This window comes from Amycolatopsis sp. DG1A-15b (assembly GCF_030285645.1).
GTDB lineage: Bacteria > Actinomycetota > Actinomycetes > Mycobacteriales > Pseudonocardiaceae > Amycolatopsis.
Map to the genome: position 1 here is coordinate 6,279,841 of NZ_CP127296.1, position 14,164 is coordinate 6,294,004.

13 protein-coding genes are annotated in these 14,164 nt (G+C 72.5%); 4 read left to right on the plus strand and 9 right to left on the minus strand.

From position 1 onward, the window contains the following. Positions 1-2: 2 nt before the first annotated feature. The 4 genes from QRY02_RS28800 to QRY02_RS28815 all read left to right on the plus strand — a co-directional run bounded on the left by QRY02_RS28800 (position 3) and on the right by QRY02_RS28815 (position 2,069). On the plus strand, positions 3-788 hold the full coding sequence (locus QRY02_RS28800; RefSeq protein ID WP_285985969.1) for an IclR family transcriptional regulator: 786 nt from the start codon (positions 3-5) through the stop codon (positions 786-788). Positions 789-819: 31 nt separating this feature from the next. Then, complete coding sequence (locus QRY02_RS28805; RefSeq protein ID WP_285985970.1) at positions 820-1,323, plus strand: GNAT family N-acetyltransferase; 504 nt, start codon at positions 820-822, stop codon at positions 1,321-1,323. A gap of 132 nt (positions 1,324-1,455) precedes the next feature. Beyond that, positions 1,456-1,653, plus strand: a complete 198-nt coding sequence (locus QRY02_RS28810) for a hypothetical protein (protein ID WP_004561810.1) — start codon at positions 1,456-1,458, stop codon at positions 1,651-1,653. Next, a complete protein-coding gene (locus tag QRY02_RS28815; protein ID WP_353069598.1) occupies positions 1,653-2,069 on the plus strand; it encodes a VOC family protein in 417 nt (138 codons plus the stop codon). Before QRY02_RS28810 ends, QRY02_RS28815 begins: the two co-directional genes overlap by 1 nt. 118 nt (positions 2,070-2,187) lie before the next feature. On the opposite strand, the gene QRY02_RS28820 is transcribed toward QRY02_RS28815, so the two are convergent. From QRY02_RS28820 to QRY02_RS28860, 9 genes are all read right to left on the minus strand, one after another. After that, the gene (locus QRY02_RS28820) at positions 2,188-3,456 is read right to left on the minus strand and encodes an aminotransferase family protein (RefSeq protein WP_285985972.1); all 1,269 of its coding nucleotides are present in this window, start codon (positions 3,454-3,456) and stop codon (positions 2,188-2,190) included. Between the two features lie 93 nt (positions 3,457-3,549). Then, positions 3,550-4,731 carry a CaiB/BaiF CoA transferase family protein gene (locus tag QRY02_RS28825; RefSeq protein ID WP_285985973.1) on the minus strand — a complete coding sequence of 394 codons (1,182 nt, stop codon included), beginning with the start codon at positions 4,729-4,731 and terminating at the stop codon, positions 3,550-3,552. A gap of 39 nt (positions 4,732-4,770) precedes the next feature. Further along, the gene (locus QRY02_RS28830) at positions 4,771-5,757 is read right to left on the minus strand and encodes a DUF5937 family protein (protein ID WP_285985974.1); all 987 of its coding nucleotides are present in this window, start codon (positions 5,755-5,757) and stop codon (positions 4,771-4,773) included. 281 nt (positions 5,758-6,038) lie between these two features. Beyond that, complete coding sequence (locus tag QRY02_RS28835) at positions 6,039-6,746, minus strand: GntR family transcriptional regulator (RefSeq protein ID WP_285985975.1); 708 nt, start codon at positions 6,744-6,746, stop codon at positions 6,039-6,041. A 4-nt stretch (positions 6,747-6,750) separates the two neighbouring features. Beyond that, a complete protein-coding gene (locus tag QRY02_RS28840; protein WP_285985976.1) occupies positions 6,751-7,536 on the minus strand; it encodes an SDR family NAD(P)-dependent oxidoreductase in 786 nt (261 codons plus the stop codon). A 2-nt stretch (positions 7,537-7,538) separates the two neighbouring features. After that, complete coding sequence (locus QRY02_RS28845) at positions 7,539-9,239, minus strand: hydantoinase B/oxoprolinase family protein (protein ID WP_285985977.1); 1,701 nt, start codon at positions 9,237-9,239, stop codon at positions 7,539-7,541. After that, on the minus strand, positions 9,236-11,254 hold the full coding sequence (locus QRY02_RS28850; RefSeq protein WP_285985978.1) for a hydantoinase/oxoprolinase family protein: 2,019 nt from the start codon (positions 11,252-11,254) through the stop codon (positions 9,236-9,238). The genes QRY02_RS28845 and QRY02_RS28850 overlap by 4 nt, the downstream gene beginning before the upstream one ends. Further along, positions 11,251-12,846, minus strand: coding sequence for a thiamine pyrophosphate-binding protein (locus QRY02_RS28855; protein ID WP_502874276.1), 1,596 nt, complete (start codon positions 12,844-12,846; stop codon positions 11,251-11,253). Before QRY02_RS28855 ends, QRY02_RS28850 begins: the two co-directional genes overlap by 4 nt. 71 nt (positions 12,847-12,917) lie before the next feature. Then, positions 12,918-14,096, minus strand: a complete 1,179-nt coding sequence (locus QRY02_RS28860) for an NAD(P)/FAD-dependent oxidoreductase (protein WP_285985980.1) — start codon at positions 14,094-14,096, stop codon at positions 12,918-12,920. Between the last annotated feature and the right edge of the window lie 68 nt (positions 14,097-14,164).

Here is a 14,164-nt window from a genome sequence, read left to right on the forward strand (position 1 = left end):
CGATGACGCCTGCCGTCAGTACCGTCGACGGTTCCGCCACCACTTCCCCCCGACGCACCCCCGGTGCCAGCAGTTCCCGCAAGGTCCTCCAGCTGCTGCTGGCCTTTTCGGAGCGCCGGTGCGAGGCGAGCGTCGCCGAACTGGCCGCGACGATCGGTACCCCGGTGGCGACGACCTACCGGTACGTAGCCCTGCTCAAGGAGCTCCAGCTGCTCGAGGAGGGCCGGGCCGGGCACTACCACCTGACCAGCCAGGTGATGCCGCTGGCGCGGGCCGCGCAGCTGGCGAACGACATGGTGCGCCTGGCGCGGCCGGCCATGGAGGAAGCCGCGCGGGAGCTCGGCGAGACGGTGATGCTGTTCCAGCAGTTCGGCGACTCCGCCGTCTGCGCGGACCGCGTCGAGTGCGACCGCGCCATGCGGTTCACGTTCGAGCCGGGGCATTCGCTGCCGCTCGGGGTCGGCGCGTCCGGGAAGATGCTGCTCGCGCTGCTGCCGGAGATCGAGCGGGACCGGCGGTGGGCGTCGATCGTCGAGCAGCGCGGCACCGCCGTGCGCGACGAACTCAAGCGGGCACTGGAAAACCGGTACGCGGTCAGCTCCGGTGAGCTCGACGAAGGCGTCTGGGCCTGTTCGGTGCCGGTGCAGACGATCGGCAGGCGGCCCACCGTGCTGAGCATGGCCGGGCCGGCCGCCCGGATCACCGACGAGACCCGGCACACGGCGATCACCGCCCTGCAGGAGTACGCGATCCGGATCCAGCGGGCGATCGCGTCTTATTCGCTGTGAGAATTCCGCGCGGGCGCGTAGAACTGCCCGGGTGATCCGGCTCGCGCGCCCCGACGACCTGCCTGCCCTCATCGACATCGAGCGGGAGGCCGGCGAGCTCTTCCGCGAAGTCGGCATGGCGGCGATCGCCGACGACGACCCCGGCTCGGTGGCCGAGCTGGCGGTGTACCAGTCCGACGGGCGCGCGTGGGTGAGCGTCGACGCCGGCGACCGGCCGGTGGCCTACCTGGTCGCCGCGGTCGTCGACGGGTGCGCGCACATCGAGCAGGTCTCGGTCCGGCCGTCGCACGCGCGGCGCGGGCTGGGCGGCGCGCTGATCGAGACGCTCGCCGAGTGGGCTCGGTCGCGGGGGCTGACGGCGCTGACGCTGACGACGTTCGAAACCGTGCCGTGGAACGCGCCGTACTACGAGCGGCTGCGGTTCCGGGTGATCCCGGCCGCGGAAATCGGCGCCGGACTGCGCTCGATCCGCCGTGCCGAAGCCGCCCGCGGCCTGGACGCCTGGCCGCGTGTCGCGCTGATCCGACCGCTCTGACCTGCGGTTTCTCCTTTCGCTCCCCTACTTGGGGGAGAGAGTGGCGCGGCCGGTCGAACATGTGTTCTACTGTGCCTGCCGGTCCCGGAGGGGGAAGCTCCGCGGGCCGGCCCACAAACTCGGGAGGTAGTCGTGGCGGTCAAGATCACCCACCTGACGAACGGCCAGCAGGTGCGGTTCGCCAACGCCGACGGTGCCCGCCGGTACGCCGAAATCATGGGCGGCGGCGTGGACAAGTGGCGCTTCACGGTCGTGCCCGAGGACCCGATGCTCCGGAAAATGTCGGACTCGGTCGTTAATGTGCCGGTATGGCGCATGACTTCCAGGTAGTGGTGGATTCGGCCGACCCGCACGTGCTCGCCGACTGGTGGGCCGAGACCCTCGGCTGGTCCGTGGAACCGACGGACGAAGACTTCATCCGCGAGATGATCGCGAAGGGGTACGCCAAGGAAGAGGAAACCCGGACTTACCGCGGTTCGCTGGTGTGGAGAGCGGGAGCGGGGATCCGGCACCCGGACTCGCCACCGGAGGGACCACCGCGGCGGATCCTGTTCCAGGAGGTTCCGGAGGCGAAGACGGTGAAGAACCGGGTCCACGTGGACGTGTGGGTGGGCGCGGAGAACGTCGAGGCGACCCTGGAGAAGCTGAAGGCGCGTGGCGCGGAGTTCCTGTGGCGGGGGCGGCAGGGGCCGCACAGCTGGGTGACGATGGCGGACCCGGAGGGGAACGAGTTCTGCGTTTCCTGAGGTGAGCGCTCGCCGGGGCCGGGATGAGGCTGGGTCGGCGGCGGACTGGGGGACGCCGCCGGCTCGGTGCGTGGCGCTTTCCTGCCGTCGGAGGACAGGAAAGCGCCACGCACCTCTCTCACACCTGTGCCGCCAGGCGGTCCAGCGCCTTCGGCAGGGCCGCCGACAGCAGGTCCAGCTCCGGCTCGGCCGCCACCAACGGCGGCGACACCGCCACGCCCCGGCCCAGGTTCCGCACGATCACGCCCTCGTCGCGGCAGGCTCGCTGCAGCTTCACCGGGGCTCCCGGGTCGGCTTCCAGCACCTCCGCCGTCAGCTCCACCGCCGCCAGGAAACCCAGTCCGGCCCGGACCTCCGCCACCAGTGCGTGCCCGCTGACGCCCGATACCGCGTCCGCCAGGGGTTTCTCCAGCTCGCGGCCGCGGAGGATCAGCCCCTCGCGCTCGTAGATGTCCAACGTCGCCAACCCGGCCGCGCAGGCCACCGGGTGGCCCGCGTACGTGGGGCCGTGGCGGAAGATCGGGGCTCCCGGCTCACCCGTGAAGAACGGCTCGGCCACCCTCGGGGCCACCACCAACGCGCCCAGCGGGATGGTTCCGCCCGTGATGCCCTTGGCCGTCGTGATCAGGTCCGGCCGCACCGGCCAGCGATCGATCCCGAACCACGTGCCGAGCCGGCCCCAGGCCGCGATCACGCAGTCCGCGACGAACAGCACCTCGTGCCGGCGGCAGATCGCCGCCACCTCCTCGAGGTAGCCCTCCGGCGGGAGCAGCACTCCGCCGGCTCCGATCACCGGTTCGCAGAAGAACGCCGCCACGCGGGCCGCGCCGACCCGCTGGATCTCCGCCTCCAGCGCCGCCGCGTCGTCGTACGGGACGTGGGAAAACTCCGGTGGCTGCGGGCCGACGCCTGCCGCGTTGGCCGGGATTCCGCCCACCGCCGTGCCGAACCCGTGCGTTCCGTGGTAACCCTGGGCACGGCCGATCACGTGCACCTTCTCCGGACGCCCGGTCTGGGCGAAGTACGCCCGCGCGAGCTTCACCGCCGTGTCGATGACGTCGCCGCCGCCCGAGCCGAAGAACACCTTCGATCCCGGCTCCGGCGCCAGCGCGGCGACGCGGTCCGCCAGCTCGATCGCCGGCCGGTTCGCGTTGTAGCCGAACAGGTTCCACGAGTCGAGCTCCCCCAGCTGGCGGGAGACGGCTCCGGTGATCTCCGGGCGGCCGTGGCCGAAGTTCGCGTACCAGAGCGACGCCGTCGCGTCGAAGTACCTGCGGCCCGCGTCGTCCCAGACGTACGAGCCCTCGCCTCGGGTGATGACCATCCGGTCGCCGTCGACCGCGCCCATGTCGGCGAACGGGTGCCACAGGGCGTGCTGTGCTGACATCGGTCCTCCTCAGTCCTGCCCCCATCCCTACCAGGCAGGAACGGCGAGCGCGAACACTCCATCGTGCACAGTTCGCTCTCGAAAAGTGGCCGGTCAGTCCAGGAACCCGGCGATCTCTTCCGGCGAGTACCCCAGCTCGGCCAGCACTTCCGCGGTGTGCTGCCCCAGGGTCGGCGGGGCGGACGTCGGCCGGGCCGGGGTGTCCGACGCCTTCACCGGGAAGCCCGTGCCCACGTACGTCCCCACCGTCGGGTGCGGCAGCCGGACCACCTGCTCGCGCGCCGCCGCCCACGGGTCCGCGTAGACGTCGTCGATCTCGTTGATCGGGGCCGCCGGGATGCCCGCCGCGTCGAACGCCTTCATCCACTCCGCCGCCGGGCGGGTCAGGAGCACCGGTTCCAGCAGCGCGTTCAGCTCGTCGCGGTGCGCGGCGCGCAGAGCGTTCGAGGAGAACCGCGGATCGGAGGCGATGTCCAGGCCGAGCACCCCGCAGAACGCGTGCCACAGCTTTTCGCTGCCGACCGCGATGATCAGCCAGCCGTCGGCGACGTGGTAGCCCTGGTACGGGACGATGCTCGGGTGCGCCGAGCCCATCCGGCGCGGCCGCGGGGTGTCGTAGAAGTGCGCGCCCGCCGCATACACGTGCCAGGCCAGCTGACTGTCCAAAAGGGACACGTCGAGGTACTGGCCGCGGCCGGTCGTGTGCCGGGCCTGCAACGCCATCAGCACGCCGATGATCGCCCACGTCCCCGCGTTCAGGTCGGCCACCGGCAGCCCGACCTTCGCCGGCGCGCCGTCCGGCTCGCCGGTCAGCGACATCACGCCGCCGAGGGCCTGCGCCACCAGGTCGTACCCCGCGCGGTCCCGGTACGGCCCGGTCTGCCCGAACCCGGTGATCGACACGTGGATCAGCCGGGGGTTGAGCGCGGACAGCTCGGCGTACCCGACGCCCCACTTCTCGAGCGTCCCCGGGCGGAAGTTCTCGACCAGGACGTCGGCGTCCGCGACCAGCCGCCGGAGGGCTTCGCGGCCGCGGTCGCTCTTGAGGTCGAGCACGATCCCGCGCTTGTTCCGGTTCGCCGCCAGGTAGTAGACGGCCTCCTCGCCGACGAACGGCGGCCCCCAGCCCCGGGTGTCGTCGCCGTGGCCCGGCGGCTCGACCTTCACCACGTCCGCGCCCATCTCGCCGAGGTACTGGGTGCAGTACGGCCCGGCGAGGATGCGGGAGAGGTCGACGACCTTGATCCCGTCCAGCGGGCGAACAGCAGGGGGCATCGACGGCTCCTCGTCACGCTCGGCGTCCGAACCCCTTTTCTACCCGCCCACGTCACCTTCGAGGAGGGCGGCGGCCTGGGCGGTCCGCCGGTAGAGCACGTACCGCCCGTCCCGGACCTTGCTGACCAGGCCCGCCCGGTGCAACGCGCTCAGGTGGTAGGAGACGGTGCCCGGGCTGTACCCGGTCCGGGTGGCGAGCTCGGCGGTCGACCGCGCGGGTTCGAGGTCGGCCAGCAGCGCCGCCCGGGCCGCGCCGACGACCGGTGCGATCCGGCCCGGCCGGTGGTCGGCGCCGGTGCCGACCCCGTGGGCCGGGTAGCAGAGGACGACCTGGCCGGGGACGTCGATCTGGATGCTGGTGCCGGGCCAGCTGAGCACGCCCGGCGCGAGGACCAGCTCCCGGCCGGAGACGTCGGCCTCGCCGTCGAACGGCTTCACGACCGTGATGGCGTCACCGGCCCAGCCGATGGTGGGGTGCAGGCTGCCGAGCACCCCGCCGACACCGTGCCGGGCGATGGCCTGCGCGCGGTGGGTGATGTCCCGGTCGAGGACCGCGTGCAGGCCGGCCCAGTCCTCGGCCAGCGCGTCCCGCCAGAACCGGGCGAGGCCGTTGGCCAGGCGCCGCGGCAGCGTCCCCGACTCCACGCTCCGCCGGGCCGCGACCGGCACCGGCCTGGTCCAGTGGACCTGCGTGTGGGCCAGCACCTGGGCCTCGACCTCGTCCTGCGTGGTCGCCTCGATCCGCGCGATCTGCTCGTCGAGCAGCTCCCGGTGCCGGGTCGCCGTGCCGGGCTGCGGGGTGAGCAGGTCGGGGGTGTAGACCTCGCCGGGGCGCGGCAGCAGGTCCAGGAGCAGGGCGACGTCCGGGTGGGAAAGCGCCGCGCGGGCGAGCGGGCCGGGATCACCGAACACCGGGTGCCGCCCCGCGTCGGCGGCGAGCTTCAGCCAGGCGAGGGACTCCGCCGCCAGCGACGGGGAAAACCGTGTCCTGGCCACCGTCTCGGCATCGACCCGCAGCTTGAACACTTCACCGACGGTAGCAGCCGGGGCGGTGGATTTGAACCGGCTCGAATCCTTTCCGGTCAGGGGTTGCCCCCGGGTTGAGTGGGGGTGGTGTGCTTCCGACGTGCGGGGATCGTCGCCGCCGTGACCGCCGTGCTGCTCGCCTCGGCACCGGCCGCCACGGCCGGGCCGGCCGCCGCGCCCGCCGTCGGCTACCGCACGTGTTCCGTCCTCCGCACGATCGCCTGGCACCGCTGGGTGGCCGGCGCCGACGGGCGGTACCACCTTGTCACGGTCCACCGGCCCTACTCGTTCAGCGTGGTGTTCCCGGTTTCCGGTGCACTGAGCTCGAGCAGCAGCACTTCGGCGTCACGCAGGTAGCGGTCCAGCGCGGCCTCGGCGGCGTCGAACCGGCCGCGGCGCAGGTCGCGCAGGATCTTCTCGTGGCAGTCCAGGAACGGCTCGTAGAACTCGCGCGTGTTCTCGTTGAGCACGAAGAACAACCGCGTCTCGGCGAGCACTTGGCGCATCGTCGCGGACAGGCGCTCGCTGCCGGCCAGGTCGGCGAGGGCCTGGTGGAAGTGGATGCTGGCGGTGCCGACCGACGGCCAGTCCTCGGCCGCCGCCGCCGTCCGGCCGTCCCGGAGCGCGCGCTCGACCACCGAAAGATCCACTGTGGACAGCTCGGCCGCGCGCCGCAGGGCACCGCATTCGGTCGCCCGGCGCACGACGTAGAGGTCTTCGATGTCCTCCGTCGTCAGCTCGCGCACGAACACGCCGCGGTTCAGCTCGTGCACCGCCAGCCGCTCGTGGGCGAGCAGCTGGAACGATTCGCGCAGGGTGTTGCGCGAGACGCCGAGCGCCGAGCTGATCACCGGCTCGGACAGCCGTTCACCGGGGGCGAAGACGCCGTCGGTGATGTACTGGCGCAGGATCGCGGCGACCCGTTCGGCCGTGCCGCTGCGCTCGAGCAGGTGCCGCGCGCTCTCCAGTCCCGAGGCATCGACTGTCACGGCACTACCTGACGCCGAGTTCGAAGTCCAGGCTGTACCGGTTGCCCGGCATCGCCCCCGCGGCCTTCGCGCCGTCGATCGGCAGCACGACGCCGTTGACGAACCGGGACTCGTCGCTCGCCAGGAACACCACGGCCTTCGCGACCTCCCAAGCCTCGCCGACCCGTGCCGCGGGCGTGCTCGCGACCAGCTGGTGCTGCTTGGCCTCGAAGTCTTCCGGTGAGGCGAGGGTGCTGCGCAGCATGTCGGTGTCGATCGCGCCGGGGTTCACCGTGTTGGCCCGGATGCCCTGGTGCGCGTGCGCGACGGCGATGGACTTCGTCAGCCCGACCAGCGCGTGCTTGGTGGCGTTGTACACCGGGTCGCCGGGGCGGCCCATCACGCCGCCGTTCGACGACGTCGTGACGATGCTGCCGGCCTGCTGTTCGATCATGTGCGGCAGCACGGCGCGGGTGCCGAGGAAGGCGGCCCGCACGTTGAGCGCGAAGATGTGGTCGAACTCGGCCAGCGTGGTGTCCACCAGGGACTTCCCGAGGTGGATGCCGACGTTGTTGAACAGCACGTCGATGCGGCCGGCCTCGGCGATCACGCGATCGACGAACGCCGTCACGGCGGCCTCGTCGGTGGCGTCCACTATGGAGTGGCGGTAGCCGTCGAGCGCTTCCGCGGGCTCGCGGATGTCGGATGCGAAGACCGTCGCGCCCTCGGCGAGGAACTCCTTCACCGTGGCGAGGCCGATGCCCCGCGCGCCGCCGAAGACCACCGCAACCTTGCCGGCCAACCGACCCATGTTCACTGCCCCGCTCTCAGTCGTGCTGTCTGCTCTTCGTCCACCGCGTAGTCCCCGGGCAGCCGGACGAGCGCGTCCGGGTCCCCGAGGTAGCGCACTTCGACGCGGTACACCTCGCGCGCCGCCGCCACCGAGACGTACCCCTCGACGACGTCGGCGAGCACCGCCGCCACCGGCCGCTCGGACGGCGGCCCGTACCCACCACCACCCGGCAGCGTGACGTCCACAACGGACCCGGGAGCCAGCGGCACGCGGCTCTTCGCGGGCAGGTCCGCCCCGCCACGCAGGCCGAACCGACCGGGAGCGCCGGGGCTCCCGCCGTCCACCCCGGACGCCGCGGCCCGTACCCGGTCGACATTGCCGTTGACGCTCCAGGAAGTCACGCCGAGTGCGCCCATCGTGGTCACCTGTCCGAGGCCGCCGCGCCACCGGCCGGCGCCACCGGAGTCCGCGCGCAGCTCCCGCGCGTACTGGACCAGCGGCGCCATGGTCTCGATCACCTCGGTCGGCGTCGACCGCAGGCCGCTCGGGAACCCCGTGGCGGACAGGCCGTCCTTGTCCCGGCGCGCGCCCATACCGCCGGTCTGGAAGACGTTCAGCATGAACCCGGGCCCGCGCCAGATGGTCATCCACAGCGCGTCCGCGCTCGGCGCGATCGCCGTGCCGGGCAGCGCGCCGATCAGCAGCGACGGCAGGAAGTGCCCGATCAGGTGCCGGGACGCGACCGGCGCCGGCGGCAGGCAGTTCAGCACCGACCCCTCGGGCGCGGTGACGTGCACCGGCCGGAACGAGCCGGCGTTGTGCGGCACCTCCGGCGAGATCGCCGCCTTGACCGCGAACGACGCGTACGCCCGCGTGTAGTTCAGGACGACGTTGATCCCGCGGCGGCTCTGCGGCGACGAACCGGCGAAGTCGAGGTGGATCTCGTCACCGTCCACAGTGGCCGTGACGCGCAGGGCGATCTCTTCGTCGTCGAAGCCGTCGGTGACGATCTCGTTGGTGTACGTGCCGTCGGGCAGTGCCCGCAGCGCGTCGCGCAGCGCCCGTTCCGAGCGGTCCATGATCTCGGCGGCGACTTCGTCCAGGCTGTCGAGGCCGAGTTCGTCCAGCAGCCGCAGCAAGCTCGCCGCGCCGACCTCGTTGCCGGTGACCTGCGCGTACAGGTCGCCGATGGTCTCCTCCGGGGTCCGGACGTTCGCCCGGATCAGCCGCTCGAGGTCGGCGTTGACCTCACCCGCGCGCAGGAACTTCAGGATCGGCAGGCGCAGGCCTTCCTCGAAGACCTCGTGGGCTTCGGCGGACACCAGCCGCCCGCCGATGTCCGGGGCGTGGCAGCACGAGGCGAACCACGCGACCAGCCGGCCACTCCGGAACACCGGGGTCGCCACCGTGATGTCGTTGATCTGGCCCGCGGTCTGCCACGGGTCGTTGGTGAGCAGCACATCGCCCGGTTCGAGGGTCTCCGGCGGGTACGCCGCGACGAAGTGGTGCATGCCGGTCGCCATCGCGTTGATGTGCCCCGGCGTGCCGCCGACGGACTGGCCGATCATCTCGCCGCGCGAGTCGAACACCGCGCACGCCAGGTCGAGCGACTCCCGCACGACCGCGGAGAAGGCCGTGTTGACCAGCGCGTTCTGCTGCTCGGCGAGGATCGAGTGCAGGCGGTTGCCGAACAGCCCGGCGACGATGGGGTCGACAGTCACACTGTCACCTCCAACGCGCCGTCACCCCGGACAACGCAGTGCGCACCGGGCGGGACGACCACAGTGGACTCGCGTTCCTCCACGATGGCCGGTCCGTCGACACGGGTCCCCGGGGTCAGCCGGTACCGGCCGAACACCGCCGTGTCGACAAATCCACCCGGCGAGAAGTACGCCTTGCGCGTGCCCTTGCGCGCCTCCCCCGGCGCGTCAGACGAGGCCAGGCGGAGGGTTACGACCGGCTTCGGCCCGCTCGAAACGACCCGCCAGTTCAGCACCTCGACGCCGACCGCGGGTCCGGTGCGCCGGTAGAGCGCGCGGTAGGTGCGGGTGAACTCGTCGACCAGCGTTTCCGGCCACGGCCCGTCGTGGACCGGGACGCGGATCTCGTAGCCCTGCCCGGTGTAGCGCATCTCGGCGACGCGGTGGTGCGTCACGTCGTCCACCCCGGACTTCGCCAGCAGCGCCGCGCCCTCGGCTTCCATCTCGGCGAACAGCGCGTCGACCTGCTCCCACGTCAGGTCGTGGACGGCCGCGCGAGCCGACCGCACGAAGTCGAACGCCAGCGGCGCGGTGAGGAACCCGGCCGCGCTCAGCACCCCGGCGGCGGGCGGCGCGACGACCGAGGGCGCCCCGAGCGCTCGCGCGACGCCGACACCGTGCACCGGGCCCGCCCCGCCGAAGGTGTACATCGGCAGCTTCGCCGGATCGTGCCCACGCTCGACGGCGTGCACCCGGGCCGCGTTGGCCATGTCTTCGTTGACGCTCGTGTGGATGCCCCAGGCGGCCTCTTCGACGCTCACCCCGAGCGGATCGGCGATCTTTTCGCGGAGCACCGCTCGCGCGGCCCCGGCGTCCAGGCGCATGCCGCCGCCGAGGAAGTAGCCCGGGTCGAGGTAGCCGAGCACGAGGTCGGCGTCGGTGACCGTGGGCTCGGTGCCGCCGCGGCCGTAGCAGGCCGGGCCGGGCTCGGACCCCGCCGAATCGGGGCCGACGGTGAGCAGGCCCAGCGCGTCGATCCGGGCGATCGAGCCGCCGCCGACGCCGATCTCGATCATGTCCGTGACCGGCACCCGCACCGGCAGCCCGGACCCGGGCAGCAGCCGGTACTTGCGGTCCACTTCGAACTGGTGCGTCACCAGGGGCGCGCCCCCGGCGACCAGGCACAACTTGGCTGTGGTGCCCCCCATGTCGAAAGCCAGCAGGTCGTCCGGCCCGACTGCCGCGGCGGCCAGCGCACCGCCGGCCGGGCCGGACTCGAGGATGCGGATCGGGTACCGGGCCGCGGTGTCCACCGTGGCCAGCCCGCCGTTGGACAGCATGATGTGCGGCGCGCGGCCGATCCCCAGCCGGCGCAGGCGCTGTTCGAGATCGCGCAGGTACCGCTCGGTGAGGTCCTGGACGTAGACGTTGGCGACCGTCGTCGACGCCCGCTCGAACTCGCGGATCTCGGGAACGACTTCGGAGGACAGCGCCACCCGCAGCGATGGCGCGACCTCGGCGAGGATCTCGCCCACCCGGCGCTCGTGCGCGGGATTGGTGAAGGCGTGCAGGAAGCAGACCGCGACGGCCTCGATCCCGCGGTCCGCCAGTTCCCGGCCGAGCCGGGCGACGTACTCCTCGTCGAGTCCGGTGTGGACGGACCCGTCGGCGAGGATCCGCTCCGGGACGTCGAACCGCAGGTGCCGCGGCACGAGCGGCGCGGGCAGTTCGAGGTGCAGGTCGTAGAGCTCGTACCGGTGCTCGCGGCGCATCTCGAGGACGTCGCGGAAGCCGGCGGTGGCCAGCAGCGCGGTGCGCGAGCCCGTGCGTTCGATCAGGGCGTTGGTGACCAGCGTCGTCCCGTGCACCACCTGCTCGACGACGCCGAGGTCCGGCAGCAGCGCGGCCAGGCCCTCCTCGACCGCCCGGGCCGGCTCGTCGTGCGTGGTCAGGACCTTGCCGACGGCGACGATCCCGGTCGCGTCCACCGCGCAGAGATCGGTGAACGTGCCACCGATGTCGACGCCGATCCTCATGTCCGGTACCACCGCGGCGACGTGTTGAGCGGCGGCTTCAGCTTGGCCTTCACGACCAGCACGTTCGGCTCGTCCGACTCGACGAACTCGCCGAGCAGCCGCCGGAACGCGCGCCCGAAGCCGGAGACGCGGTCGGCGTGCACCCCGAAGGAGCGGGCGAGGCCGACGAAGTCCGGGCTGTCCCAGTCGACCCCGCGGTGCGGCAGGCCTTCGCGGTCCTGGTCGTAGCGGAGCATTCCGTACCCGCCGTCGTCGACGAGGACGACCGTGACCGGCAGCTGCTCCTGCGCGAGCGTCGCCAGGTCGCCGCAGCCGTAGAGGAAACCGCCGTCACCGGTGATGCAGATGGCGCGCCCGGTGCCGGCCGCGGCGGCGCCGAGCGACGCCGGGAAGCCGTAGCCGAGGGTCCCCCAGCCCATCGGGTAGGCGAGCTTGCGCGGCGCCCGCACCCGGTGGAAGCCGCCGACCCAGTACCCGGCGACGCACATGTCCGAGACGAGCACCGCGTCCGTCGGCAGCACCTCGTCCAAAGTGGACAGGAAGTCGTAGGCCTGCGGTTCCTCGTCGCGGATCCGCTGGCGCACGCGGCGGCCGATCCCGGCCAGCCGCAGCGTGATGTCGTCGAGCCCGGCCCGCTGCTTCGGCAGCAGCCGCTCGACGATCGAGCGCGCGTCCCCGACGAGCGTCAGGTCGGGCGGGTAGTTCTTGGCGGCGTCGTCGGCGTCGACGTTGACCGCGATCAGCGCGGGTGGCTTGGGCATCCGCCAGTTCTGCGTCATCAGGCCGTCGAAGTCGGTGCCGATGGCGAGCACGACGTCGGCTTCGTCCCACAGCTCGCCGACCTCCGGCGTGTGCACCGGGTTCGGCGCCAGGCACGGGTGGTCGAGCGGGAGCAGGCCGCGGGCGGCGAACGTGGTGATCACCGGCGCGGCGAGCTTCTCGGCGAGCGCGCCGATCGCGTCGCCCGCGCCCGACCGCAGGGCGCCGCCGCCGGCCCAGATCAGCGGGTGGCGCGCGTCGGACAGCATCGCCTCGGCCCGCGCGAGGTCGGGGACGTCGACGTCGGGCTTGCGGTGCGGGGCGGGCGGACGGCGGTGCGGCACCTGTTCGCGCAGGTAGTCGGTGGGCACGCCGAGGTAGACCGGGCCGCTCTGCGGCAGCTGCGCGAGCCGGGCGGCGCGGTGGACGGTGGTGCCGATCTGGTCGGCGGCCCGTACGGTGAACCCGCCCTTGGTGACCGGCGCGAACATCGCCTGCTGGTCGGACGTCTCGTGGAGCACGCCGCGGACGACGCCGGGCCGCCGCAGCGTCGAGGGGATGTCGGTGGCGATGACCAGCACCGGGGCCGCGGACGCCATGGCCTCGCCGACCGCGCCGAGGGTGTTCGCCGCGCCCGGGCCGGTGGTGACCAGCGCGACGCCGAGCTTGCCGGTGGCGCGGGCGTAGCCGTCGGCGGCGTACCCGGCGGTCTGTTCGTGGCGGACGCCCACGAGCTTGATGCGGGTTTCACCGAGTGCCTCCCACAGTGGCAGGTTGTGCACCCCCGGAAGGCCGAAGACGATCTCCGTTCCGAGCGCTTCCAGCGCGTCCACCAGCTCCCGAGCACCACTCACAGCCACGGCCCGGATACTGCCAGATCGTTGAACGATCTGGCAATCAACCCCTAGACGATGTTGTGTTCCACCGGTGCGGTATCGACGGTTTCGAACCGCCGGACGTCGAGCTCGGCGATGTCCACCGCCGGCCGTCGCCGCAGGTAGAGGTCCCGGATCAGCTCGCCGGCGGCCGGGCCCATCTGGAAGCCGTGTCCGGAGAAGCCGGTCGCGTAGAAGAACCGCGACAGCAGGACGCTTTCCCCGATGATCTGGTTGCGGTCCGGCGTCGTTTCGTACAGCCCGGCCCAGGCAGTCCGGACGCCGGCGTCGAGCACGGCGGGGATCCGGCGGCCCGCCAGCCCGGCCAGCCGCGGCAGCCACTCGCCCGCCTCGTACCGCGTGTCGAAGCCGGGGACGCCGTCGTCCTCCGAGAACGACATCGCCAGGCCGGGGCCCTCGCGGTGGAAGTAGAAGGCCGACGGCATCTCGATGGTGAGCGGAACCGATTCCGGCAGCCCGCGCACCGGCCCGGTGAACACGACCTGCCGCCGGAACGGGCGCACCGGCAGGTCCAGCCCGGCCAGCTCGCCGACCCGGCCCGACCACGCGCCGGCCGCGCACACCACCGCGCCGGTCCGGACGAACCCCGCCGTCGTGACGACGCCGGTCAGCGCGTCGCCGTCGCGCTCGATCCCGGTGACCTCGACGCCGGTCCGCAGCTTCGCGCCGTGTGCGCGGGCCGCTCTCGCGTACCCCTGGACGACCGCGTCCGGCGTCGCCTTGGCGTCGTCCGGCGACCAAAGCGCGGCCACGAGGCCGTCGGTCTCCACCAGCGGGAGCACGTTCTTCGCTTCGCCGGGGTCGAGCAGGTGGCTGCGGACGCCGAACTCGCGCTGGAGCTCGGCGCAGCGTTCGAACGCGGGCACGTCGGCCGGGTCGGTGACGAGGTAGAGGTAGCCGTCGCGGCGGAAGTCGATCTCGATGCCGAAGTCCCGCGAGAAAGCGCTGTACGCGGCCAGCCCGCGCAGGCCGAGTTCGACGTTGACGCGACTGGTGAACGACGACCGGATGCCGCCCGCGGCCTTCGCCGTCGAGCCGCCGCCCAGCTCGCCGCGCTCGAGGAGCAGCACGTGCACGCCGGCTTCGGCGAGCCGGAACGCGCAGCTGAGGCCGATCACCCCGCCGCCGATCACGACGCAGTCGGCCATCGGTGGCAAGGACGTTTCCCCGGCGCCGCGGGCGGTCATACTCGCCAGAGTAGAACGTGATCCACCGGCGGCCGCCGAGCGCGTAGAGTCGGCGTGCCGAGCTTGAG